General features: G+C 73.7%; 19 protein-coding genes. 8 read left to right on the top strand and 11 right to left on the bottom strand.

Annotated features, from left to right (window positions below):
- Positions 1-43: 43 nt before the first annotated feature.
- The 4 genes from ACFC2L_RS14855 to ACFC2L_RS14840 are packed head-to-tail and all read right to left on the bottom strand — an operon-like array spanning position 44 to position 4,183.
- Complete coding sequence (locus ACFC2L_RS14855; protein WP_375825053.1) at positions 44-916, bottom strand: PaaX family transcriptional regulator C-terminal domain-containing protein; 873 nt, start codon at positions 914-916, stop codon at positions 44-46.
- Complete coding sequence (locus ACFC2L_RS14850; protein ID WP_375825052.1) at positions 913-2,166, bottom strand: kynureninase; 1,254 nt, start codon at positions 2,164-2,166, stop codon at positions 913-915. The genes ACFC2L_RS14855 and ACFC2L_RS14850 overlap by 4 nt, the downstream gene beginning before the upstream one ends.
- Positions 2,163-3,317 (bottom strand): hypothetical protein, encoded by a 1,155-nt coding sequence (locus tag ACFC2L_RS14845; protein ID WP_375825051.1) that lies wholly within the window; start codon positions 3,315-3,317, stop codon positions 2,163-2,165. Before ACFC2L_RS14845 ends, ACFC2L_RS14850 begins: the two co-directional genes overlap by 4 nt.
- Positions 3,314-4,183: a tryptophan 2,3-dioxygenase gene (locus ACFC2L_RS14840; RefSeq protein WP_375825050.1), complete on the bottom strand. Its 870-nt coding sequence runs from the start codon at positions 4,181-4,183 to the stop codon at positions 3,314-3,316. The genes ACFC2L_RS14845 and ACFC2L_RS14840 overlap by 4 nt, the downstream gene beginning before the upstream one ends.
- A gap of 137 nt (positions 4,184-4,320) precedes the next feature.
- Between ACFC2L_RS14840 and ACFC2L_RS14835 the strand changes: the two genes are divergently transcribed.
- Positions 4,321-5,481 carry a Fic family protein gene (locus ACFC2L_RS14835; protein ID WP_375825049.1) on the top strand — a complete coding sequence of 387 codons (1,161 nt, stop codon included), beginning with the start codon at positions 4,321-4,323 and terminating at the stop codon, positions 5,479-5,481.
- A gap of 4 nt (positions 5,482-5,485) precedes the next feature.
- Here the strand turns inward: ACFC2L_RS14835 and ACFC2L_RS14830 are convergent, their stop codons facing one another.
- A complete protein-coding gene (locus ACFC2L_RS14830) occupies positions 5,486-6,175 on the bottom strand; it encodes a histidine phosphatase family protein (RefSeq protein WP_375825048.1) in 690 nt (229 codons plus the stop codon).
- A gap of 79 nt (positions 6,176-6,254) precedes the next feature.
- Between ACFC2L_RS14830 and ACFC2L_RS14825 the strand changes: the two genes are divergently transcribed.
- Together ACFC2L_RS14825 and ACFC2L_RS14820 are read left to right on the top strand one after the other, a co-directional pair.
- Positions 6,255-7,196, top strand: coding sequence for a ribonuclease Z (locus tag ACFC2L_RS14825; RefSeq protein ID WP_375825047.1), 942 nt, complete (start codon positions 6,255-6,257; stop codon positions 7,194-7,196).
- 108 nt (positions 7,197-7,304) lie between these two features.
- A complete protein-coding gene (locus tag ACFC2L_RS14820; RefSeq protein ID WP_375825046.1) occupies positions 7,305-7,874 on the top strand; it encodes a dihydrofolate reductase family protein in 570 nt (189 codons plus the stop codon).
- 43 nt (positions 7,875-7,917) lie between these two features.
- Here ACFC2L_RS14820 and ACFC2L_RS14815 read toward each other — a convergent pair whose 3' ends face one another.
- The 4 genes from ACFC2L_RS14815 to ACFC2L_RS14800 form a co-directional block, all read right to left on the bottom strand.
- Positions 7,918-8,703 (bottom strand): glycerophosphodiester phosphodiesterase, encoded by a 786-nt coding sequence (locus ACFC2L_RS14815; RefSeq protein WP_375825045.1) that lies wholly within the window; start codon positions 8,701-8,703, stop codon positions 7,918-7,920.
- Positions 8,700-10,091 (bottom strand): ABC transporter substrate-binding protein, encoded by a 1,392-nt coding sequence (locus ACFC2L_RS14810; RefSeq protein WP_375825044.1) that lies wholly within the window; start codon positions 10,089-10,091, stop codon positions 8,700-8,702. Before ACFC2L_RS14810 ends, ACFC2L_RS14815 begins: the two co-directional genes overlap by 4 nt.
- A 154-nt stretch (positions 10,092-10,245) precedes the next feature.
- The gene (locus tag ACFC2L_RS14805) at positions 10,246-11,154 is read right to left on the bottom strand and encodes a carbohydrate ABC transporter permease (protein ID WP_375825043.1); all 909 of its coding nucleotides are present in this window, start codon (positions 11,152-11,154) and stop codon (positions 10,246-10,248) included.
- On the bottom strand, positions 11,151-12,050 hold the full coding sequence (locus tag ACFC2L_RS14800) for a carbohydrate ABC transporter permease (protein WP_375825062.1): 900 nt from the start codon (positions 12,048-12,050) through the stop codon (positions 11,151-11,153). Before ACFC2L_RS14800 ends, ACFC2L_RS14805 begins: the two co-directional genes overlap by 4 nt.
- Before the next feature lie 723 nt (positions 12,051-12,773).
- Here ACFC2L_RS14800 and ACFC2L_RS14795 point away from each other — a divergent pair.
- On the top strand, positions 12,774-13,238 hold the full coding sequence (locus ACFC2L_RS14795) for a DUF6318 family protein (RefSeq protein ID WP_375825042.1): 465 nt from the start codon (positions 12,774-12,776) through the stop codon (positions 13,236-13,238).
- A gap of 175 nt (positions 13,239-13,413) precedes the next feature.
- The gene (locus ACFC2L_RS14790) at positions 13,414-14,196 is read left to right on the top strand and encodes a hypothetical protein (RefSeq protein WP_375825041.1); all 783 of its coding nucleotides are present in this window, start codon (positions 13,414-13,416) and stop codon (positions 14,194-14,196) included.
- A gap of 234 nt (positions 14,197-14,430) precedes the next feature.
- Here ACFC2L_RS14790 and ACFC2L_RS14785 read toward each other — a convergent pair whose 3' ends face one another.
- The gene (locus ACFC2L_RS14785) at positions 14,431-16,599 is read right to left on the bottom strand and encodes a family 43 glycosylhydrolase (RefSeq protein WP_375825040.1); all 2,169 of its coding nucleotides are present in this window, start codon (positions 16,597-16,599) and stop codon (positions 14,431-14,433) included.
- Between the two features lie 233 nt (positions 16,600-16,832).
- Positions 16,833-17,669, bottom strand: a complete 837-nt coding sequence (locus ACFC2L_RS14780; protein ID WP_375825039.1) for a DUF4352 domain-containing protein — start codon at positions 17,667-17,669, stop codon at positions 16,833-16,835.
- 198 nt (positions 17,670-17,867) lie between these two features.
- Here ACFC2L_RS14780 and ACFC2L_RS14775 point away from each other — a divergent pair, with 198 nt between their 5' ends.
- The 3 genes from ACFC2L_RS14775 to ACFC2L_RS14765 all read left to right on the top strand — a co-directional run bounded on the left by ACFC2L_RS14775 (position 17,868) and on the right by ACFC2L_RS14765 (position 21,583).
- Positions 17,868-19,427, top strand: a complete 1,560-nt coding sequence (locus ACFC2L_RS14775) for a sensor histidine kinase (RefSeq protein ID WP_375825038.1) — start codon at positions 17,868-17,870, stop codon at positions 19,425-19,427.
- Between the two features lie 42 nt (positions 19,428-19,469).
- Positions 19,470-20,114, top strand: coding sequence for a response regulator (locus ACFC2L_RS14770; protein WP_375825037.1), 645 nt, complete (start codon positions 19,470-19,472; stop codon positions 20,112-20,114).
- A 158-nt stretch (positions 20,115-20,272) separates the two neighbouring features.
- Positions 20,273-21,583 carry an FAD-dependent monooxygenase gene (locus ACFC2L_RS14765; RefSeq protein WP_375825036.1) on the top strand — a complete coding sequence of 437 codons (1,311 nt, stop codon included), beginning with the start codon at positions 20,273-20,275 and terminating at the stop codon, positions 21,581-21,583.
- The last annotated feature ends 9 nt before the right edge of the window (positions 21,584-21,592 follow it).

The raw sequence follows: 21,592 nt of genomic DNA, 5'->3' as shown, positions 1-21,592 counted from the left end.
CCGGACGTCGGGCATCGGGGGTGTGCCTCCCGCTGCGCCCCGGTCACCGCCCGACGACGGCCCGGACGTGGTCCGCCGCCGCGTCGGCGAGGTCCGCGCGGAGGCCGTCGAACAGCGCGACGCTCGCCGCGCCGGGCCAGCCCGCGGGCAGCGCCGAGAGCGGAAGGCCCGGGTCGACGTACGGTACGGGCCGCCAGTCGTCGACCGCACGCACCCACCGGGCGAACGCGGCACGGGGCGAGACCGCCTCGCCATCCGGCCGGGCGTCGTCGGGCCGGGCGCCCTCGGCCCGGCCGACCTCGGGCCGCGAGCCGCCGTGCCGCGTGAGGAAGTCGCGGTGCAGCGCGGCGACCCGGTCGAGGTCCCACCACCGCGCGGCGGCGTCGGCGAACGACCCAGCGACGCGCGGCGGTCCGGCCACGAAGACCGTCGCGGCCTCGCGCACGCCCAGCCCGACGAGGATCTCCTCGACCTCGTCCGCGAGGTGACCCGGCGCGATCCACAGGCCGTCCGCGACGGTGCCGGCGCCGATCCATGCGAGGTGCCGCCGGAGCTGGTGGCGCACGGCGCGCCGCTCCTCCGGCAGCGAGAACGACACGAGGCACCACGGGTCGTCGTCGCCCTGCTGCCGGTAGGCGAAGATCCGCCGGTCGCCCCGCTCCAGCATCCGCGCGGCGTCGGGCGCGAGCGAGTAGCCGGCCCGGCCACCGACGGCTTCCGGGACGAGCAGCCCCTTCGCCTTCGCCCGCGAGACCGCGCCGCGTGCGCCGACAGGCGGGACGTCGAGCGCCCCCAGCAGCTCGACCAGGTCGGCGACGGCGACCGCCCCGCCGAGGTCCCGCAGGTACAGCCCGACGACGGTGCGCAGGAGCGACGTCGCGCTCCCCGGGCGGGAGTCGAGGTCGTCGAGGATCACGCGGCCCCGTCCACAGGTCCGTCGAGGACCTGCAGCAGCGCGTCGCGCACGGCCTCGACGCCGACGCGCACCTCGTCGAAGCTCGTGGAGAGCGGCGACAGGCCGAGGCGCAGGCCGTCCGGACGACGGAAGTCGGGGATCACGCCACGCTCCCACAGCAGTGGGAGCGTCGCCTCGAACGCGTCGTGGTCGACCGTGACGTGGCTCCCGCGGCGGGCCGGGTCGCGCGGCGACGCGTAGCGTGCGCCGAGCGGGAGCAGCAGGTCGTCCACGAGTGCCGTCGCGTGCTCCGTGAGCGCGACCGACTTCGCCCGCACCGCCGCGATCCCCGCCGCGTCCAGGAGGTCGAGCATGTCCTGCATCGCGAGCATCCCGACGATCGCGGGCGTCCCCGAGAGGAAGCGCCGGACGCCGTCGTGCGGGGCGTACGCCGGGCCCATCTCGAACGGCGCGGCGCTGCCCATCCACCCCTGGATCGGCTGGGTCAGGGCGCCCTGGAGGTCGGCGCGGACGTAGCCGAACGCGGGCGCGCCCGGGCCGCCGTTCAGGTACTTGTACGTGCAGCCCGCCGCGAGGTCGACACCCCACGCGTCGAGCTCGACCGGCAGCGCCCCGACCGAGTGGCACAGGTCCCACAGGACGAGCGCCCCGGCGTCGTGCGCGAGCGTGGTGATCGCGGCGGCGTCGCTCACGTACCCCGAGCGGTACGCGACGTGGCTCAGCAGCACGAGCGCGGTGCGGCCCGAGAGAACCTCGGCGACCTGCCCAGGGGTCACCCCGCCGTCGTGCTCGGGCGTGATCCACCGCAGCGTCGCGCCGTGCTCGCGCGCGACGCCCTCCAGCACGTAGCGGTCGGTCGGGAAGTTCCCGGCGTCGAGCACGATCTCGTCGCGCCCCGCGACGTGCGGTGCCGAGAGCGCGGCCCGGACGAGCTTGTAGAGGATGACCGTCGTCGAGTCGCCCACGAACGTCTGCCCGGGCGCCGCGCCGAGCGTGACCGCGCCGATCCGGTCGCCGAGCGTGAGCGGCAGGTCGTACCACTCCTCGTCCCAGCCGCGGATGAGCCGCGCGCCCCAGCGCTCGGTCGCGAAACGAGCCAGCCGCTCGGCGGACGCGCGCGTCGGCCGCCCGAGCGAGTTCCCGTCGAGGTAGGCGGTGACCTCGTCGGAGTCGACGAACGCGTCGCGGAACGACGCGAGCGGGTCGGCGGCGTCGAGCGCGGCGGAGCGCGCGGCGTGGTCCTCGGTCATGGTCGTCCTTCCGGTGGGGAGGTCTCGCGGGCTGGGTTCGGGGCCGGGTTCGGGGCCATGCCCGGGTCGCGCTCGACGACGACGGCGCGCGCGAGCCACGCGACGACGTCGTCGGTGTGACCGGGTTCGGGCGGGTCGCCGGGGACCCACGTGGCGAGCGCTGCACCTGTGCCCGGGCGCTGCACCTCGGGGTGCATCTCCCGAGCGGGAGCGCGTCGCTCGGCCGGGGCGTCGTGCGTGAGCGCGGCGACCAGCGCGTGCGCGTCGAGGCCCGCCGCCGCGAGCGCCCGCAGCTCGCGCGCGTTCACGCCGGTCGGCAGCGGCCCGTTGCCCAGGTCGGTGCCGTAGACGACCGTCCCCCCGAGCGCGACGAAGCGCCGCACGTTGTCGATCGCGACGTCCTGCGCGGCCGTCGGGCTCCCCCACCCGTGCACGTCGAGCGTGCTCACCCAGCTCACAAGACTCCCCACACCTCCGCCGAACACGACATGAGGGTCGTTATCCGGGTTATTCCGACCTTCAGGTCGTGTTCGACCGCGGGCAGGGTCGTGCTCGGCGGCGGGGCGTGAGCGAGACGGCGTCTGGGAGCGAGCTCGCGGGTGGGCCATCGCAGCGAGGAGGTCGTCGGGCAGGCGCTCGCTGAACGGGGCGTGCGCGAGCCTGTCCACGCCCGCCTCGAACGCGCGGGCTGCCATGCCCCGCCCCTCCACGTGCGCGACGACGTCCCGGCCCCGCGCGTGGGCGTGGCCGACGAGCGCGGCGAGCGTGACGTCGTCGGGCACCGGGCCGGCCTCGGAGTGCAGGGCGACCTTGACGGACGACGCGCCCGCGGCGGCCTGACGGTCGACGGCGGCGACGGCCTCGTCGGGGCTCGCGACCTCCTCGACCGCACCGCGCGGCGCCCACGACCGGTCCGACGGGTAGCCGCCGGGCGCGGTGAGGAACGCGCCCGCGTACGCGACCTCGGGGAAGCCGGGCGTGCCGGGCCAGGTGCGCGCGACGTCGGGCACCCACCCCAGGTCGTGCACGACGGCGATCCCGCCGCGCCGCACGGCGACGGGGTCGACGAGGCCGAGGTGCACGTGCGCGTCGACGAGCGGCGGGAGCCAGGTGCCGCCGTCGCCGGGCCGACCGAGGGACCTGCCGCTCACGCCCGCCCGATCTCCGTGCGCACGGCGAACAGCTCGGGGAAGAACGTGAGGTCGAGCGCCTTCTGCAGGAACCCGACGCCGCTCGACCCGCCCGTCCCGCGCTTGGTGCCGATGATCCGCAGCACCGTCTTCATGTGGCGGAAACGCCAGAGCTGGAAGTTGTCCTCGAGGTCGACGAGCTCCTCGCACGTCTCGTACGCCGACCAGTGCGCCTCCGGGTCGTCGTAGATGCGACGGAAGACCTCGACGAGGTCGTCGTCGAGCGTGTGCGCGACGGTGACGTCGCGGTCGAGCACGCGCGGCGGGACGTCGTGGCCGTGCCGCGCGAGGTGGCGCAGGAACTCGTCGTAGACGCTCGGCTCGGCGAGCAGGCGCGCGAGCTCCGCCCGGGCGTCGGGCTCGGCGTCGAACACCGCGAGCATGCGCGCGTTCTTGTTGCCGAGCAGGAACTCGACCGCGCGGTACTGCCAGGACTGGAAGCCCGACGCGTGGCCGAGGAACCCGCGGAACTGCGCGTACTCGCTGGGGGTGAGCGTCGCGAGCACGGACCACTGCTCGGTGAGCGTGCGCTGCACGTGCTTGACGCGCGCGATGCGCTTGAGCGCGGCGCCGAGCTCGTCGGCGGCGAGGAGGTCGCGCGCGGAGAGCAGCTCGTGCAGCACGAGCTTGAGCCAGAGCTCCGTCGTCTGGTGCTGGACGATGAACAGCATCTCGTCGTGGTGCTCAGGGTCGCTGACCGGCTCCTGCGCGGCGAGCAGCGTGTCGAGGTGCAGGTACGACCCGTACGTCATCTGCTCGCGCAGGTCCGTGACGATGTCGGACTCGAGCGCGCGCTCGTTCGGCGCGGGCAGCGGTGCGTCGGCCATCCGTCGAGCGTATGTCACGAGCGTGACGACCGCTAGATCCATGCGATACGACAGAATGACGCAATGATCAAATCATTGCGTCACCACGCTAGCATGTGTCGCAATGATTTGATCATTGCGACACAGGAGACGAGCCGATGCTCCCGCCGATCTACCGCACCCCCGACACCGATCTCGAGGACCTTGCCGTGATCGATGACGTCCACACGCTGCGAGAGTCTCTCGCGGACGTGCTGCGTGTCCCGCGCCGATGGTCGAACGGCATGCGCCGGACCACTCAGGCGCGAGCGATCCAGGGCTCGAACACGATCGAGGGCTACACCGTGTCGGACCAGGACGCCGTCGCCGCTGTCGACGACGAACCCCCGTTGACGGCGGACCAGCAGACCTGGGCCGAGATCATGGGGTACCGCCGGATGATGACCTACATCCTGCGCATGACTCCCGACCCGGAGTTCGTGCTCACGACCCAGACGTTGCGCTCGCTGCACTTCATGCTGCTAGAGCACGACCTCGGAGCAGACCCGGGCCGCTTCCGACCGGGTGCCGTCTACGTCCGGGACGAGACGGCGGACCAGACCGTCTATGAGGGACCGCCCGCGGAAGAGGTCCCGGGGCTCGTCGAGTCCCTCGTCGCGACGATCCGGCACGACGGCGCCGACGCGATGGTGGACGCGGCGATGGCGCACCTCAACCTCGTGATGATCCACCCCTTCCGGGACGGCAACGGCCGCATGGCGCGGGCACTTCAGACCATGGTGCTGGGACAGGACCGCGTGCTCGAGCCCACCTTCTCGAGTATCGAGGAGTGGTTGGGAAGCAACACGGAGGACTACTACCGCGTCCTGGCCGTCACGGGCGAGGGCGCCTGGAGGCCTCAGAACGACGCGACCCTCTGGATCAAGTTCACCCTTCGGGCGCACCACATGCAGGCGCAGACCCTCCGGCGCCGCTTCCTCGAGGCGGAGACGACGTGGCGTGCACTCGACGCGATCCTTGCCGAGCACGGTCTCCCCGAACGAAGCGCTGACGCGCTGTTCGATGCTGCGCTCGGCTACCGCGTCACCCGCCCGTCGCACGCCAAGCATGCGGCGATCGAGGACCAGACCGCCACACGCGACCTCCGGCGCCTCGTGGCGGCCGGGCTGCTCGATGCCGTCGGCAACACGAGAGGACGCTATTACGTCGCGAGCGGGGTTCTCCGCGCGCTGCGGGACGACGTGCGCGCTGGGCGCGAGACACTCGCCGACCCCTACCCCTGGATGCCTGCCGAGCTCCGCACCCGGGCCGGGCGGTAGTCCGTCAGTCGTCCGCCGCGGCGCGACGCTCCTCCTCGACGACGGACTCCCCCGTCGGATCCTCGGCCGCGAGGTCGGCCAGCGCGGCGCCGCCCAGCGGGCCGTCGCTCAGCCCGACGAGGCGCCAGCCCGACGCCGGGTCCCCCTCCACCTCGACGAGCCCGGTGTTCGCGAGCGGGGTCCAGGCGAGCAGGTCGAGGTCGACGCCGTCCACGCGCGCGCACGCCCAGGCGCGGATCGCCGCCCCGTGCGACACGACGACGGCGGTGCGCCACCCCGTGCGCGCGACGCTCGCGACGGCGTCGTCGTAGCGGCCGAGGAACTCCGCGCCGTCGGGGCCGCCGGGCATGCGCCGGCCGGGCTCGCCGCGGCCCCAGGCGAACACGGTCTCGAGGTACGTCGCGTGGTCGTCGTGCGCGGCCGACATCTCCAGGTCGCCCGCGTCGACCTCGCGGAACCCGTCGAGCTCGAGCAGGTCGTACCGGTTCCGCTCGGCCAGCGGCGCGGCGGTGAGGTGCGTCCGGACGAGCGTCGAGACCGCGACGCCGTCGACGACGCGGTCCGCGAGCGCGTCCGGGATCGCCGCCGCCTGGCGCGCGCCGAGGGCGGTGAGGCCGGGGCCGGGAAGGGCGGTGTCGAGCAGGCCGGCGACGTTGGACGGGGTCTGTCCGTGACGGACGAGGAGCAGGCGCATGGTTCTCCGGGTTCTCCGTGCTCTCGGTGGGGGTTCTCCTGCCACCCTACGAGGAGCGGCGCCGTGGCACGCTGGGGCCATGTCCCGCCGCGAGCTCGTCGTCCTCGGGACGGCCAGCATGGTCCCGACCCGCACGCGCAACCACAACGGCTACGTCCTGTTCTGGGACGACGAGGCGATCCTCTTCGACCCCGGCGAGGGCACGCAGCGGCAGATGTCGTTCGCGGGCGTGTCCGCGACCGACCTCACGCGCATCGCGATCACGCACCTGCACGGCGACCACAGCCTCGGCCTCGCGGGCGTCTCCCAGCGCATCAGCGGCGACGGCGTGCGGCACACGATCGGGGTGACCTACCCGGCGTCGGGCCAGCGGTGGGTGGACCACCTGCTCGACGCGAGCGCCCACTTCCGCCGCGGCCACCTGGAGCTCCAGCCGCTCACGACGGACGGCGTCGTCCCGCCGGTCTCCGGTCGGCCCGAGCCGGGGTTCACGCTGCGCGCCGAACGCCTCGACCACACGCTCGAGGCGATGGGCTACCGGCTCGACGAGCCAGACGGCCGGTCGCTCGACCCCGCGCTGCTCGCGGACCGCGACCTGACCGGCCCGGCGGTCGGCGAGCTGCAACGGACCGGGGTCGTCACCGCGCCCGACGGCCGGACCGTCACCCTCGACGAGGTGAGCGCCCCGCGGCCGGGGCAGTCGTTCGCGTTCGTCATGGACACGCGCCTGTGCGACGCGGTGCACCGGCTCGCGGACGGCGTCGACCTGCTCGTCATCGAGTCGACGTTCCTGGACCGCGACCGCGACCAGGCCGAACGCTGGGGCCACCTCACCGCGCGGCAGGCGGCGACCGTCGCGGCCGAGGCGGGCGTGCGCTCGCTCGTGCTCACGCACTTCTCGCAGCGCTACCCCGACCCGACGGAGTTCTGGCGCGAGGCGCGCGAGGTGTTCGACGGCGAGCTCACGGTCGCGCAGGACCTCGACCGCGTGCGCGTCCCCCACCGCCGCCGACCCGGCTGACGGTCGGTGACGCCGGTGCGGTCGCCGATGAGAAACGGTGCGGGCCGCCGTCTCACCAACCACGGGTGAACACGGGGCGCCTCGGTGCGCTCCCGGGAGAGGACCGAGATGAGACCGCTGCGCTACTCGATCAACGTCACGCTCGACGGCTGCTGCCACCACGAGGCGGGACTGCCGCCCGACGAGGAGTCGATGCGCCACTGGACCGCCGAGATGGAGCGCGCCGACGCCCTCCTGTTCGGCCGGGTGACCTACCAGATGATGGAGTCGGCCTGGCGGCGGCCGGCCACCGGCACGTGGCCCGACTGGATGGACGAGTGGGAGGTCCCGTTCGCCGAGGCCATCGACGGGGCGCGCAAGCACGTCGTGTCGAGCACGCTGAGCGGGGTCGACTGGAACGCGGAGCTGGTGCGGGGCGACCTGGGGCCTGCGGTCGAGCGGCTCAAGCAGGAGCCGGGCGAGGGCCTGTGGGTGGGGGGCGTGACGCTCCCCCTGGCGCTGGCCGACCTGGGGCTGATCGACGAGTACGAGTTCGTCGTGCAGCCGGTCCTCGCCGGGCACGGGCCGACGCTGCTCGCCGGTCTCCGTGAGCGGATCCAGCTCGAGCTCGTGGACCGCCGCGAGTTCCGCTCGGGGGCCGTCGCGATGCGCTACCGGCCCACGACCCCGGGGCGGTGAGGCGGGGCCGTCCGGCTCCGCCCCACCCCCCTCCTGCCGGGTCCTAGACGACCCGGGCCGCGAGCCAGCCCGCGAGGCGGTCGGGACGGTCGGTGATGATCGCATCCACGCCGAGCTGGACCGCGGCCGCCCAGTGCTCCGGCTCGTTGAGCGTCCACACCGCGACCTCGAGGCCGGCGTCGTGCAGGCGCTCCACGAGCCCCGGGTCCTCGAGGAGGAGCAGGCCCATCGGGTTGCACGTGACGACGTCGAGCTCGGCGCACCGCGCGAGCACGTCGTCGTCGATCGACGCGACGAGCAGCCCGCGGCGCAGGCTCGGGTCCGCCTCGCGCAGCGCCGCGACGGTCTCGGGCCAGAAGCTCTGCGCGACGACCCGGTCGGCTATGCCCGCGAACCGGATCGGCCCGGTGACGCGCCGCACCTGCTCCGGCGTCCACGACCCCTTGAGCTCGAGGAGCAGGTCGGTGCCTGGCCGGCGCACGAGGAGGTCGACGACCTCGGCGAACGTCGGCACGCGCTGGCCGCCGAACGCCGGGGAGAACCACGACCCGGCGTCGAGCGCGCGGATCGCCGCGCGGTCGAGCCGCGCCACCGTGCCGCTGCCCGACGTCGTCGCGTCCACGGTGTCGTCGTGGATGACGACGGGCTCGCCGTCGGCCGTGAGCTGCACGTCGATCTCGATGCTGTGCGCCCCGGCCCGCCACGCCGCCTCGAACGCGGCGAGCGTGTTCTGCGGCGCGACCGAGCTGTTGCCGCGGTGCGCGATCACGCGCGGGCGCGCGGCCCGCCCGGGCCCTGCGCCGGTCGGCGCGAGCGCGGTCGCCGTCACAGGTACGGCTCCACGTTCTCGGTGTACGCCGTCTTGATGCGCGGGGCGACCGACTCGAACGCGGCCGCCGGGTCGGCGCCCTCGATGACGATCTGCTCGATCGCCTCGTTGAGGAGCGCGTCGGCGCCCGGGATGAAGACGCGCGCGTCGTCCTGCGGGCGCGCCTTGTCGGCGAGCTGGTCGACGGCGGTGCGGAACTGCGGCGTCGCCTCGTAGACGGCCTTCATCGCGTCGGACTCGACGGCCGACGTGCGCACCGGCATGTACCCCGTGTTCTGCGAGAAGTACGCCGTGTTCTCGGTGTTCGTGAGGAACGCGAGGAACATCGCCGCGGCGAGCTGCTGCTCGGGCGACCTCGACGACGGGATCGCGAGGCCGGTGCCGCCCGTCGGGGTGCCGCCGCCGTCGGGGCCGTCGGGCAGGTAGGCCGTGCCGACCTCGAACGACGCCGCGTCGAGCGCGCCCTTGAGCGAGCCCGTCGAGCCGATGGTCGAGGCGATGAGACCCGACGAGAAGTCGACCATCGCGTCGTCCGCCGAGAGCGTCGCGACGCCCTTCTCGTGGAACAGCTCATGCAGGAACTGGCCGCCCGCGACCGACTCCTCCGAGTCGAGCGTGAGGTCGAACCCGTCGGAGTACGCGCCGCCCTGGCCCCAGATCATGTTCTCGAACCACCACGCGCCCCACGACGGGCCGGTGGACAGGCCGAACGTCGAGCCGCCGGCCGGGACGAGCGGCTTGAGCGACGCGTCCCACTCCTCGAGCTCGGCCCACGTCTCGGGGCCGCGGTCGGGCAGGCCGGCCGCCGTCCACAGGTCCTTGTTGTAGTAGAAGAGCGGCGTCGAGCGCGCGTACGGGACGGCCCAGTGCTGGTCGTCGTACGCGTAGTCCGCGTAGAGCGCGGGCTGGAAGTCGTCCGCGTCGGCCTCGACGAACTCGAGCACGTCGTCGAGCGGCAGGATCTGGTCGTTGAGGTGGTAGCGGAACCACCACACGTCGGACGCGATGACGAGGTCGGGGAGCTCGTCGGTCTGCGACGCGGCCTGGAAACGCTGGGCCACCTCGTCGTAGTTGGCGCCGGCCGTGACGAGGTTGACCGTGATGCCGGACTCCTCCTCGAACCGGTCGATGAGCTCCTGCTCGATCTCCTGCGACGTGCCGGGGTGGTTGCTCCACCAGGTGATCTCGGACGCGGGCTCGACGGCCGACCAGTCGACGGCCTCGGCCGTCGCGTCGTCGCCCGCGGTGCCGGCGCCGTCGGCCCCGGCCACGCTCGGGCCGGCGCACGCGGTGAGCGCGAGAGCGGTGACCGCCGTGAGGGCGGTGGCTGCGGTGCGGGCCCGACGGCGGCGCGCGGGCCGGCCGACGGGTGCGGTGCGGTGGGACACAGGTGCTCCTTCAGGTCGTGCACCGGGTCTCGGTGCGCTTCGGGGAACCCGGGCCGCTGCGGGCGGACCGGGGAGTCGGTGGTGGTGGGCGGGCACGAGGGTGCGCGGCCCACCCGGGGTGGGGACGTCGTCGGGCACGACGGCGCAGGGTGGGTCAGCCCGTGACCGCGCCCGCCGTGAGGCCCGCGACGAGGCGGCGCTGGAGGACGAGGAAGACGACGAGGATCGGCAGCGTCACGACCACGGTCGCGGCGAGCAGCACGCCCCAGTTCGTCATGCCGTCGGTGTTCTGCAGCAGCGTGAGGCCCACGGGGAGGGTCATCTTGTCCGGGCGGTCGATGACGAGGAACGGCCACAGGTAGTCGTTCCACTCCGTCACGACGGACACGAGCGCGACCGCCGCGAGCGTCGGCGTGCTCATCGGCACGACGAACCGCCAGAGCTTGCGCCAGTGCCCCGCGCCGTCGAGCTCGGCCGCCTCGAGGATCGAGCGCGGCAGCGTGAGGAAGTGCTGCCGGAACAGGAACGTCCCGAACGCGCTCGCCAGGCCGGGCACGAGGATGCCCTGGTAGGTGTTGAGCCACCCGAGGCTCGCGACGAGCGTGTAGTTGGGGATGATCGTGATCTGCGGCGGGATCATGAGCGTCGCGATGACGAGCCCGAACACGACCTTCTTGAACGGGAAGTCGAGGAACACCAGCGCGTACGCGCACGTGAGGCCCAGCGCGACCTTGAGGCCCGCGCCCACGACCGTGATCCCGACGCTGTTGGCGAGCAGCCGCCCGAGCGGGATCGAGTCCGCCGCCTGCGCGTAGTTGTCGAGGTTCACGCTGCCCGGGAGCCACTGCAGCGGGACGGTGTACAGCTCGGCGGGCGTCTTCATGCTCGCGAGCACCATCCACACCAGCGGCGCGCCGAGCACGACGGTCGCGAGGACCAGGGCGAGGTAGCCGCCCGGCTGGAGGCTGCGGCGTCGGGCCCCCGGGGTGCGGGGAGCGCGCGGCGCGAGCGCGGCCGGCGTGGTGGGCGCCGTCTCGGGGCGAGTGGGCGCGACGGCGCTCATGCGTAGTGGACCTTCCGCTGGACGAACCGCATCTGCACCGCGGTCACCGCGAGCAGCACGAGGAAGAGGACCGTGGCGACCGCCGACGCGTACCCGGCCCGGCCGTTGACGAAGCTCTCCTCGTAGATCGAGTACATGAGCGTCGTCGTCGAGCCGAGCGGGCCGCCCTGCGTCATCGCCTTGATGATGTCGAAGGACTGGAGCGACGCGAGGAGCATCGTCACGACGAGGAAGAACGTCGTCGGGGTGAGCAGCGGCAGGACGATCGAGCGCAGCGTCCGCGCCGACGACGCGCCGTCGAGCGCGGCCGCGTCCCGGAGGTCCTGCGGCACCGACTGGAGTCCCGCCAGGTAGATGAGGGCGACGTACCCGAGGTTCTTCCACAGGTAGACGACGACGATCATCACGAGCGGCCACGGGCGCTGCGTGTACCACCGCGGCGACGCGACGCCGACCCACCCGAGCAGCTCCTGGACCAGCCCGTAGCGCGGGTCGAACATGAACAACCACAGGATCCCGACCGCGAAGCCCGACAGCACGTACGGCGCGAACGCGACGGTCCGGGCGACGCCGCGGCCCTTGAGGCGGCGGTTGAGGAGCAGCGCCAGGCCCAGGCCGAGGACCATCGCGCCGCCGACCGTGGCGAGCGTGAAAACGAACGTCGTCGTGACGATGCGGCCCGTCGTCGGGGCGGTGAACCACTCGACGTAGTTGCCCAGCCCGACCGGCCGCGCGACCGGCGACCCGAGGTTCCACTGGAGCGTCGAGAGGTAGAAGCTCTGCAGCAGCGGCCGGTAGACGAACACCAGCAGCAGCACGAGGTTCGGGCCCGCGAGCAGCAGCGCCCACAGCAGGTTCCGCCGACGGCGGCGCGCGCCCAGGCGGCTGCGGTGCAGCGCCTGGGCCTCGCGGTCGGCAGGGTCGGACGGCGGGAGACCGGCCGGGTCGGACGACGGGCGACCGACGGGCGCGTCGGTGCTGGTCGGTGGGGCGGCGGGGTCGCCGGGCGCGGGCGCACCGGGCGTGATGGAACCGGTGGCGCCGGACGCCGTGGCCGACGACGAGGCGCGGGGCGTGCCGGAGGAACCCGGGGAGTCCGGGGTGAGGACGGTGGTCACAGCAAGGATCCGCTCGGACGAGGGACGTGGTCGCGGCCGACGCAGCACCCGTCCCGCGGGTGGGCGGCCACGGCGAGCATAGGAAGCCGTCGCGCCGGTTTAATCCTGAAATGTCCAGGTGCGGGACGAGGCTTCGGACAACGTTCACCACCTCGTGCCCGGGGTGCCACCTGCACCTGTGGAACCGCAACGTCGCGGACACCTGCGACGCGTCGTCCACAGGGCGGGACGTGCGGTTCCGTCGGCCGGGCGGTTTCGCTAGGTTGCTGGGCAGCCCGCACGCCTCGTCGAGGTGGCGTGCGGGGTGGTTCGCATCGATCTGCAGGGGGTCTCGTGCGTCGTTCTCGTGTGCTGTCCCGTGCCCGACGGCGGTCGCTCGTCGTGGGTGTCGTCGTCGCGGTGGGGTGCGTGGTCGCCGGGTGCACCGGTGGTGGCGGCCCCGGTCCCTCGCCGTCGGTCGACGAGCCGGTCGTGCCGTCGCCGTCGGAGTCGGAGTCGCCCGTGCCGTCGCCGACCGAGACCGGACCGGTGAAGCCGGAACGTCCCGCGGCGATGGACCGCGACGACGCCGAGGGCGCCGCCGCGGCGGCGGAGTACTTCCTCGAGCTCTACCCGTACGTCATGGCGACGGGCGACACGGCCGAGTGGCAAGCGATGTCACATGCGGAATGTGGATACTGCGCTGACGCGCTGGCGAGCGCGGCATGGCTGTCCGAGAACACGGCGACGTTCTCCGGCGGTGAGACCGCAGTCGAGGTTCTCCAGACGTACGGTCGCGACTCGGAGACTGGCATCTACCCCCTCGACGTCCGTTCTACGCAGGGCACCATCGTCGTCACCGGGCAGGACGGGGCTGTCGTCGACGAAGTCCCGAGAAGCGACTCGGAGTTCCGTGTTGAGGTCGGGCGGAACGACGTTTCATGGGTGATCGTCGAGGTCGCGCCGATTCCCTCGACGGGGGAATGACATGATTCGACGAGCTGCATCGCACTTCCCGGGCGCAGCCGCCGCGCTCCTTCTGACACTCGTTGCTGTACCCGGCACGCCGCTCGCTTCGGAAGCGACCGAGGATCCGAAAGCACCGGCGGCAGGTGCCCGGCCGCCAGGATTCGGGCAAGACAGCCATGCGGAGGGGCAGCAGGTGACCGTTGAGATCTGGCAAGGAACGATCACAGGGATCGTTGAGGCAGATGACGGCGCCGGAGGCCCGGCGACGGAGCGGTACTTCCGTGCGGAGCAGACCACGTGCGCGGTCTTCGATGGCCTGGACGACCCCACGTCGGACCTGTCGGGCCGGTGTGCCGAGTGGGAGCGGCTGATCGCCGAGAACCTCGAGTGCGACGAGAGTTCGCACTACCTCGGCGCGCTCTACCGCCAGACCCGCGAGATCGGCTCCGACGGCACACCCGGTGAGTGGTCCGCCGCGGGCGACCCCATCGCTGACCAGTCGTGCGTCACCCCCGCCGACCTCGCCGCAGAGGCCGCCCGCGCGCTCGCGACGTTGACAATCTCCCCGTCCCCGGTGATCGTGCAGCCCCCGGACGGGTGGACCCTGGTCAACGTCCCCACCATCACCTACACCCAGCCCGGGGAGCAGGTCCTGGACACGACCCTGCTCGGCATCCCCGTGCAGATCCGCGCCACCCCACGCACGTACGCGTGGGACTACGGCGACGGCACCACCCCGGTCTCCACGACCGACCCCGGTGCGGCCTACCCGCACCACACCGTCGCGCACACCTACGACCAGCCCGCCGAGCAGGTCCAGATCACGCTCACCACGACCTGGTCCGGACAGTTCCGCATCACCGGCACCACCACCTGGACCGACGTCACCGGCACCGCCACCACCACCAGCACCGCCGACCCGCTACGCGTCTACGAAGCCCGATCACGCCTCGTCACCGACAACCTGCCCGACTGACGCGGCCGCCTTCCCAGGCCGGCGCCCATCACCCCACCGACGCGGGACGTCGTCTGCCCGAGCGCGGCACACCTTTCACGAGATCGACCCCAGCGTTCGAGATCGACCCTCGGGAGGTCGACTTCGCGACGTGCGGGTCGATCTCGCGAGCAACCGGGGCGCTCTCGGGCGCACGAGTACGCCCGCGGCGCCGCTCATCGGCCGAGCGGCGCCGCGGGCGTGGCGGTGGGTGCGCTACGCGCAGGTGAGCGCGTCGTACCCGGCCGTCACCTCCGACGTCGTGCCGGAGACGTCGGTGACGACGACGAGCGCCTCGCCCGCGTCGAGCGCGCCGCGAGCCTTGAACGACTGGTAGGCGTTCTTGCCCGGGTCGACCTGGGCGAAGGACCGCTCGCCGTGGTCCGTCCGCAGGGCGATCGCGACGGTATCGTCACCGTCGTTGGTCGCGCGGACGGCGAGGTACGGGGTCCCGGCGAGGCAGCGGGGCTGCGCGGTGACGGTGACCTGCGGGTCGACGGGCGGGGCCTCGGCCGGGAAGACGTCGAGCGCGTCGAGCTCGGTGTACCAGGTGAGCTTCGTCAGGGCGACGGTGTTCCAGCCCTGCTGCAGCTCGACCTCGTGCGTCACGGACTGCCAATTGCCCCACGTGGTGTGCGGGAAGGTGACGACGCCGGCGTCCGCGCCGTTCACCGTGACCGTGCTGGTCGAGGCGAGCGTGTAGCCACCGCGCTCCGAGCCGTTCGCGAACCGCACGCCGAGCGTGTACGGGCCCGCCTCGTCGGCGTGGACCTGGAGCGCGACGGAGCTGTCGAGGAAGTCGAGCCCGCCGACCTTCTGGCCGCCGGAAGCACCCGACGCGCTCCCGACGGAACCGCGCGTGATGACGCCGTCCTCGAACTCGTACCGCGTCGCGTCGGACGGGATGACGGGCGGGGCTGACGGGCGCGGGTCGCGCGTCGCCGGGTAGACGTCGAACGCGTCGAGCTCGGTGTAGAACGTCGCGCGGGTCAGCGTGATCGTGTTGGTGCCCGCGGCGAGGTCCACGAGGTGCTCGGACGTCTGCCAGTTGCCCCACGTGGTGTGCGGGAAGACGACGGTCTCCGCGACCGCGCCGTTGACGGACAGCGTGCTCGTCGACGGGACGCGCGTCGGGCCGTCGAACGAGCCGTTCGCGAACCGGATGCCCAGGAGGGCCGGGCCGGCCTCGTCGGCGTGCACCTCGACCGTCACGGACGAGTCCGCGAAGTCCAGGCCGCCGACCTTCGCCCCGCCCGACGCCCCGCCGTCGGCCACGACGCGCGCGTTCGCGACGACGCCGTCCTCCGCCTGGTAGCGGTCGGACGCCTGCGGGACGAACGGGACGCCGTCCGCGGTCCACTCGAGGTCCGCGACGTACATCGCGCGGTAGGTGAACGCCGCGTTCCAGCCGTGGAAGACGATCGCGTCGGAGCCGTCCGGCGCGGTGACGACGTCCTGCCCGCCCGGGCCGCGCACGTCGCCCTGGAAGCGGTCGCTCGTGAGCAGCTCGGTCGTGGCCTTGGTCCACGGACCGGCCAGGCTCGACGCCGTCGCGTACGACGTGCGGTAGCCACCCCCGCCGAAGTCGTTCGCCGAGTAGAAGAGGTAGTACGTGCCGTCGCGCTCGAGGAGCGTCGGGCCCTCGACCACGCGGCCCTCGTAGGCCTTGTCCACGCGGATGAGCTCCACGGGCGGGCCGGTGAGCGTCGCGCCGTCGGGCGAGAGCGGCTGGGCGAAGATGATGGCCGTCTTGCCCGTGCAGCAGTTCCCGTCGGCCTTCCACAGCAGGTAGAGCTGGTCGCCGTCGACGAACGTCGCGGCATCGATCGCGCCGCCGAGGTCCTCCGTGCCGGCCTCGCCGTTGGGGCACACGATCGGGTCGTCGCCGACGGGGACGAACGGGCCGTCCGGCGTGTCGGACAGCGCGACGCCGAGGCACTGCCGCGGCGACGTCGCGTCGCGCGCCGTGTAGTACAGGGCGTAGCCGCCCTCGACCGCGGACACCTCCGGCGCCCACACGCAGCGGTCGGTCGCCCCACCCGGCGAGAACGTGCACGACTCGCTGACCCAGGCGCCGAGGTCGGGCGCGACGTCGGTCGGAGCGCTCCAGGTGACGAGGTCCGTCGACGTGCGGTGCTGCACGTTCTGACCCTGATGGTTCGTCGCGTAGGCGTGGTAGACGCCGTCGACGAGCAGGATGTCGGGGTCGGGGAAGTTCGCGTCGACGACCGGCGAGATCGTCGGCTCGGCGGCGACCGCGGGTGCGGCCGCCGGGGCCGGCGCCGCCGTGGCGGCTGCCGCGCCCGAGACCGCCAGCCCGAGCGCGACCAACGCACTCGTGACAGCGGTGGCACGCGAGCGCGCGCGGGACGAGAAGTACTTCATGGGGTGTCCTCTCGACGGTGAGGGGGCAAGCACCCGGGACGGCGTCGACCTCGGGGCTTCGAGTCTCCCGGGCAGACTCCCACAAGTCAACAACTTCTCGCACAATCAAACATGCCCTCGCTCCAGCGACACCGCGACCCGGCGCCACGAACCCGCCCTCGAAACGATCGAGGACGTGGCCGCGGCGCCCGGTGAGGACCGACCCGCTTCCACCGGACGGCGGCGAGTGGCGATCAGCCCAGCGAGACCTCGACGCCGCCCGAGAACATCGAGTCGTGGAGGGAAAGCGTCGCGGGGACCGCGTCGACCGGGATGTCGAACACGACGACGCCCTCGACCGCGTTGCCGGGGTTGATGTCCGTGAGGAAGCTGTTCGTGTCGCCAAGGTAGATCGCGGCCGTGCTGTCACTCTCGTGCGTGCGACCCTCGGTGTCGGTGAGCTGCTGGTTGCCGCCCGTGAACATCTGCGCCTCGTCGCCGATGTTCGTCACCGTCATGTGCACGAGCACGTACTGGCCCTGCGCCTCCTGGCTCAGGTACTGGTCACCGACGCTCGGGACGCCGGTCTCCACCGACGTCACGGTGAACTCGAACTTGCCGTCGCGCACGGCGGTCCCGACGCCGGGCGCCGCGGGCGGCTCGGGTGCGAGCTCCTCAGCAGGCTCCTCCTCGGCGGGCGCGGTGTCCGCCTCGACGTCGGCGCCCTCGGGGCTGGTGGCCTCGGCACCCGCGTCCGCGACGGCGGCGGGCTCGGCCGGCTCGTCGTCGCCCCCGCCCCCGAGGCTCGCGCCAACGATCGCGAGCAGCACGACGACGCCCAGCCCGGTGAGGATCTTGTGCCGTGCGAACCAGGACTTCCGGGGTGCGGGCGGGACGCCCGGCTGCCCGCCCGGCGCCGGGTAGCCGTGGACCGGGTAGCCCTGCGGCGGGTGCGCGCCGTAGGGCGGCATCGTGGGCCTCGCGGCCGGTCCCGACTGCGGATGGCCGCCGGGGGGTGGGGCGAACGAGGACTGCGGGCCGGTCGGCGGCACCGGAGGGTGCTGCTGCGGGTGCGGGGTGGGTGCGGACATCGTCGCCTCCTGCGTCGTGGTCGACGGCGCTCGGTCGGCGACGTCGTGCTGGTCTCGACGACGAGAGTGCGCGTCGTGGTCGATCCGGGGGATCCCCCGACCGGCTCGACCCGGCACCCCGACCGGTGGATCCCAAACCGCCGGCCCCGGCCGAACGATGGAGCCCCGCCGTCGGCGGGTGCCCGTAGGCTCGCGCCCATGCACCCGCCACCGCAGCAGCCCGGACCGCCTCCGGCCGGTCCGTACGGCGCCGGTGCTCCCCGCGGTGCCGGCGGCCCTCCGCCACGACACCCTGTCCCGTACGCGGGCCAGCCGACCCCGCCCGTGATCTGGGCGGGCCCGCCCCCGGGCGGCACACGGCCGCCGTCGGGCCCACCGCTCTCCTCGCACCCGTACCCGCCGCCGTACCACCACGCCGACGGGCCCTACCCCGTCGCGTCCGCCACCGGGCCGTCGCCGCTCGGCCGGGCGTGGTCCGTCCTGGGCACCGTCGCCGCGGCGAGCGCGACGTTCGGCGTCGGGATCGTCAGCGCGACGTACGACAACATCGGGCTCGGCCCGGACCCCGCCGGGTGGCGGATCGGGCTCACGCTGCTCTGGTGGGTGCTCGCGGCCGGGCTAGCGGCGGCCGTCGTGTGGCGCGACCGGCACGCCGTCGTCGTGTGCCTGGCCACCGCCGCCGCGGGAATCCTGACTCCCGTCGGCGCGATGGCCCCACTCGTCGCGCTGCCGTTCGTGATCGCGCGGGAGCGGCGGTGGAAGGTCGTCGCGCTGTGCGCCGCGGCGACAACGCTCGCCGTCGGGGTCTCGTTCTGGCGCGACGCGGCACGCGACGGTGATGGGGTGATCTTCTCCACGACACCGGTGGGGAGCACGGCGACGTCCTATCTCGACCCGGTGGGGTACGTCGTGCTGACCCTGCTGTGCCTCGGCCTGTCCGTGGGGGCCGGGTTCCTGCGCCGGGCGCTCGGGCGTGCCGACGCCGCGCAGCAGGTCGCCGTCGCCGAGAACCGGCGTGCGGAGGCGCTCAGCACGCAGGCGGACGAGCTGCGCACCGAGCTGTCGCGTCAGGACGAGCGCGAGCTCATCGCGCGTGAGATGCACGACACGGTCGCGCACAACCTCTCCGTCGTCTCCCTCCAGGCGTCCGCGCTCGAGGTGACCACGAACGACCCCGGGGTGGTCGACGCCGCCCGCACCATGCGGTCCTCGGCGCACCGCGCGCTCGACGAGATGCGCGCCCTCATCACGTCGCTGCGCGCCGGGTCGGAGCAGTACACCGGTTCCGCGCCCGCCCTGGGAGACCTCGCGACCCTGCTCGACGACGCCCGGACCGCGGGCGTCGACCTCGCGGCGACCGTGTTCGTCAGCGACGCCGACGCCGCGCCGCCCGCGCTCACGCGGGCCGTGTACCGGGTGGTGCAGGAGTCTCTGACCAACGTCATGAAGCACGCGCCCGGGGCCAGGGCCGAGGTGGACGTCCGGGCGCGGCCGGGCGACGGCGTCACCATCACCGTGCGCAACGCGCTGACGCGCGACCTCGACCCGTACACCACCCCGCTGCTCGGTGAGCCCGGCGCCACGGTCGGCGGCACCGGTGTGCCGGGCGGCGGTGCCGGGGTCGTGGGGATGCGCGAGCGGTGCGAGGCCGTGGGCGGCACGTTCGACGCCGGCGTGGACGGCGGCCGGTTCGTCGTGCATGCTCGCCTGCCCTGGGACCCGCCGACCGTGCAGCCTGCCACCCGTCGAGGCCGCTGACCGTCGCTGCCCCGCGTGGGCGCTCACCGCTAGTCTCGCGTCGTGATCCGGGTGATGGTCGTCGACGACGACGCGATGGTCCGCCGACTGCTGCGCACCATCCTGCAGGCGAGCGGGCTCGACGTCGTCGCCGAGGCCGCCGACGGCGACCAGGTCGTCACCGCGGTCCAGGCCCACCACCCGGACGTCGTCCTCATGGACCTGCGGATGCCGCGCGTCGACGGGGTCGTCGCGACCCGCGCGGTCCGGGCGCTCCCCGACCCGCCCGGCGTGATCGCCATGACCTCGTTCGACACCGAGCAGATCATCCTCGACGCGGTCCGTGCTGGAGCCGACGGGTTCCTCGCAAAGGACGCCGAACCCGCGGAGATCGTCGCCGCGGTCCGCGCGGTCGCCGGGGGCGGCGGCGCGCTGTCGCCCCGCGCGGCGAAGACGATGATCACCCAGGTCGGTGCCGACCCCGGTGCGGCCACCCGACGCGTGGCCGGGGAACGCCTGGCCGCGCTCACCGAGCGCGAGCTGGACGTCGCGCGCCTCCTCGTCGAAGGCTTGTCCAACGGCGAGATCGCCGGTCGCCTCTACCTCGGCGAGGCGACCGTCAAGACGCACCTCTCCAGCGCGTGCGCCAAGGTCGGGGTCGCGAACCGCACCCAGCTCGCGATCGTCGTCGCCCAGGCCACGGGGTAGCGGCGCAACCCGCCGACCTGGCGGCGACGGTGCGGGCAGTCAGCGGCGCGACCGCGGCGCGGCCCGGCACCCGATGGCACTCCCCCGCGCGGGGGACGTGGCACCACCCGCTGCGCCGGTAGCGTCACGACCGTGATCTTCTGCGGTGAGAACGAGTGGTGAGCGCGCGGGCCGTCGTCGTCGGTGGCGGGATCGGCGGGCTCGCGTCCGGCGTCGCGCTCGCCCGCGCCGGGTGGGACGTCACCGTCCTGGAACGCGCGTGCTCGCTCGAACCCGTCGGGGCCGGGATCGCCGTCGCCCCCAACGCCGTCCGCGCGCTCGGCGCGCTCGGCCTCGGCGACCGGCTGCGCGACCTCGCCGCGCTCCAGGGCGAGGTCGGGCTGCGCCGGCCCGACGGGCGCTGGCTCGTCCGCGCCAACGCGTCCGCCGCGAGCGCCCGGTTCGGCGACCAGACGCTCGTGCTGCACCGCGCCCAGCTCGTCGGCATGCTCGCCGACGCCCTGCCCGACGGTGCGCTGCGGCTCGGCGTCGACGCCGCCGTCGTGGACCCCGGCGACGCGGGACGGCCCGCGCGCGTGCGGGTGCGCGACGCCGTCGGGCAGTGCCGTGACGTCGGACGGGACGGTGCCATCGGGCGGAGCGGCGACGCGCCGCGACAGGGTGACGGGCGTTCGGACGGGGAGCCGTCGCCGGATCGGCTGGGCGTCGACGACCGGTCACCGGGCGACACCGAGGAGATCGAGGCGGCGCTCGTCGTCGCGGCCGACGGCATCGACTCGCCGACCCGGCGGCACTGGTGGCCAGGCGCGCCGGGGCCGGAACCGGGCGGGTCGACGGCGTGGCGGCTCGTCGCCGAGGCCCCGCCCGGCGAGCCGGGCGGTGCGGTCGGGAGCGAGACGTGGGGTCGCGGGATCGTCGTCGGGATCGTGCCGCTCGCCGACGGGCGCGTGTACTCCTACGTGTCCGTCGCCGACGCCGCCGGGGTCCCGGCGTCGTTCGCGGAGCTCCGCGAACGGCTCGCTGACTGGCACGCGCCGATCCCCTCGCTGCTGGCCTCGGTCGATCCCGCCGCGGTGCTGTGCCACGAGCTGCGGCACCTCCCCGCTCCCCCCGCCTCGCTGGTCACCGGCCGCGTCGCGCTTGTCGGCGACGCCGCGCACGCGATGCTGCCGAACGTCGGTCAGGGCGGATGCCAGGCGCTCGAGGACGCTGTGGTGCTGGGAGTGCGGACGGGCGGCGGCACGGGCGGCGCCGACGTCCCCGCGTCGCTGCAGCGGTGGTCGGACGAGCGCCGCCCGCGCGTCGAGAAGATCATGACGCTGTCCGCGCGGACGGCGGCGATGTCACGCGCCACCTCCCCGGCAGTGACCACCGTCCGCGACCTGGGCGCACAACTCACCGGCCCGTGGAGCGCGGCACTGGGAGCGTGGGCGCTCCGCGGGGTGCTGGGCTGGCGGCCACCGAGCTGAAGAGGGCTT

The sequence above is a fragment of the Cellulosimicrobium sp. NPDC055967 genome, from assembly GCF_042269845.1.
Classification (GTDB): Bacteria; Actinomycetota; Actinomycetes; order Actinomycetales; family Cellulomonadaceae; genus Cellulosimicrobium.
The sequence above is the reverse complement of the archived record's forward strand: the minus strand, read 5'-3'. Positions and strand labels throughout refer to the sequence as shown.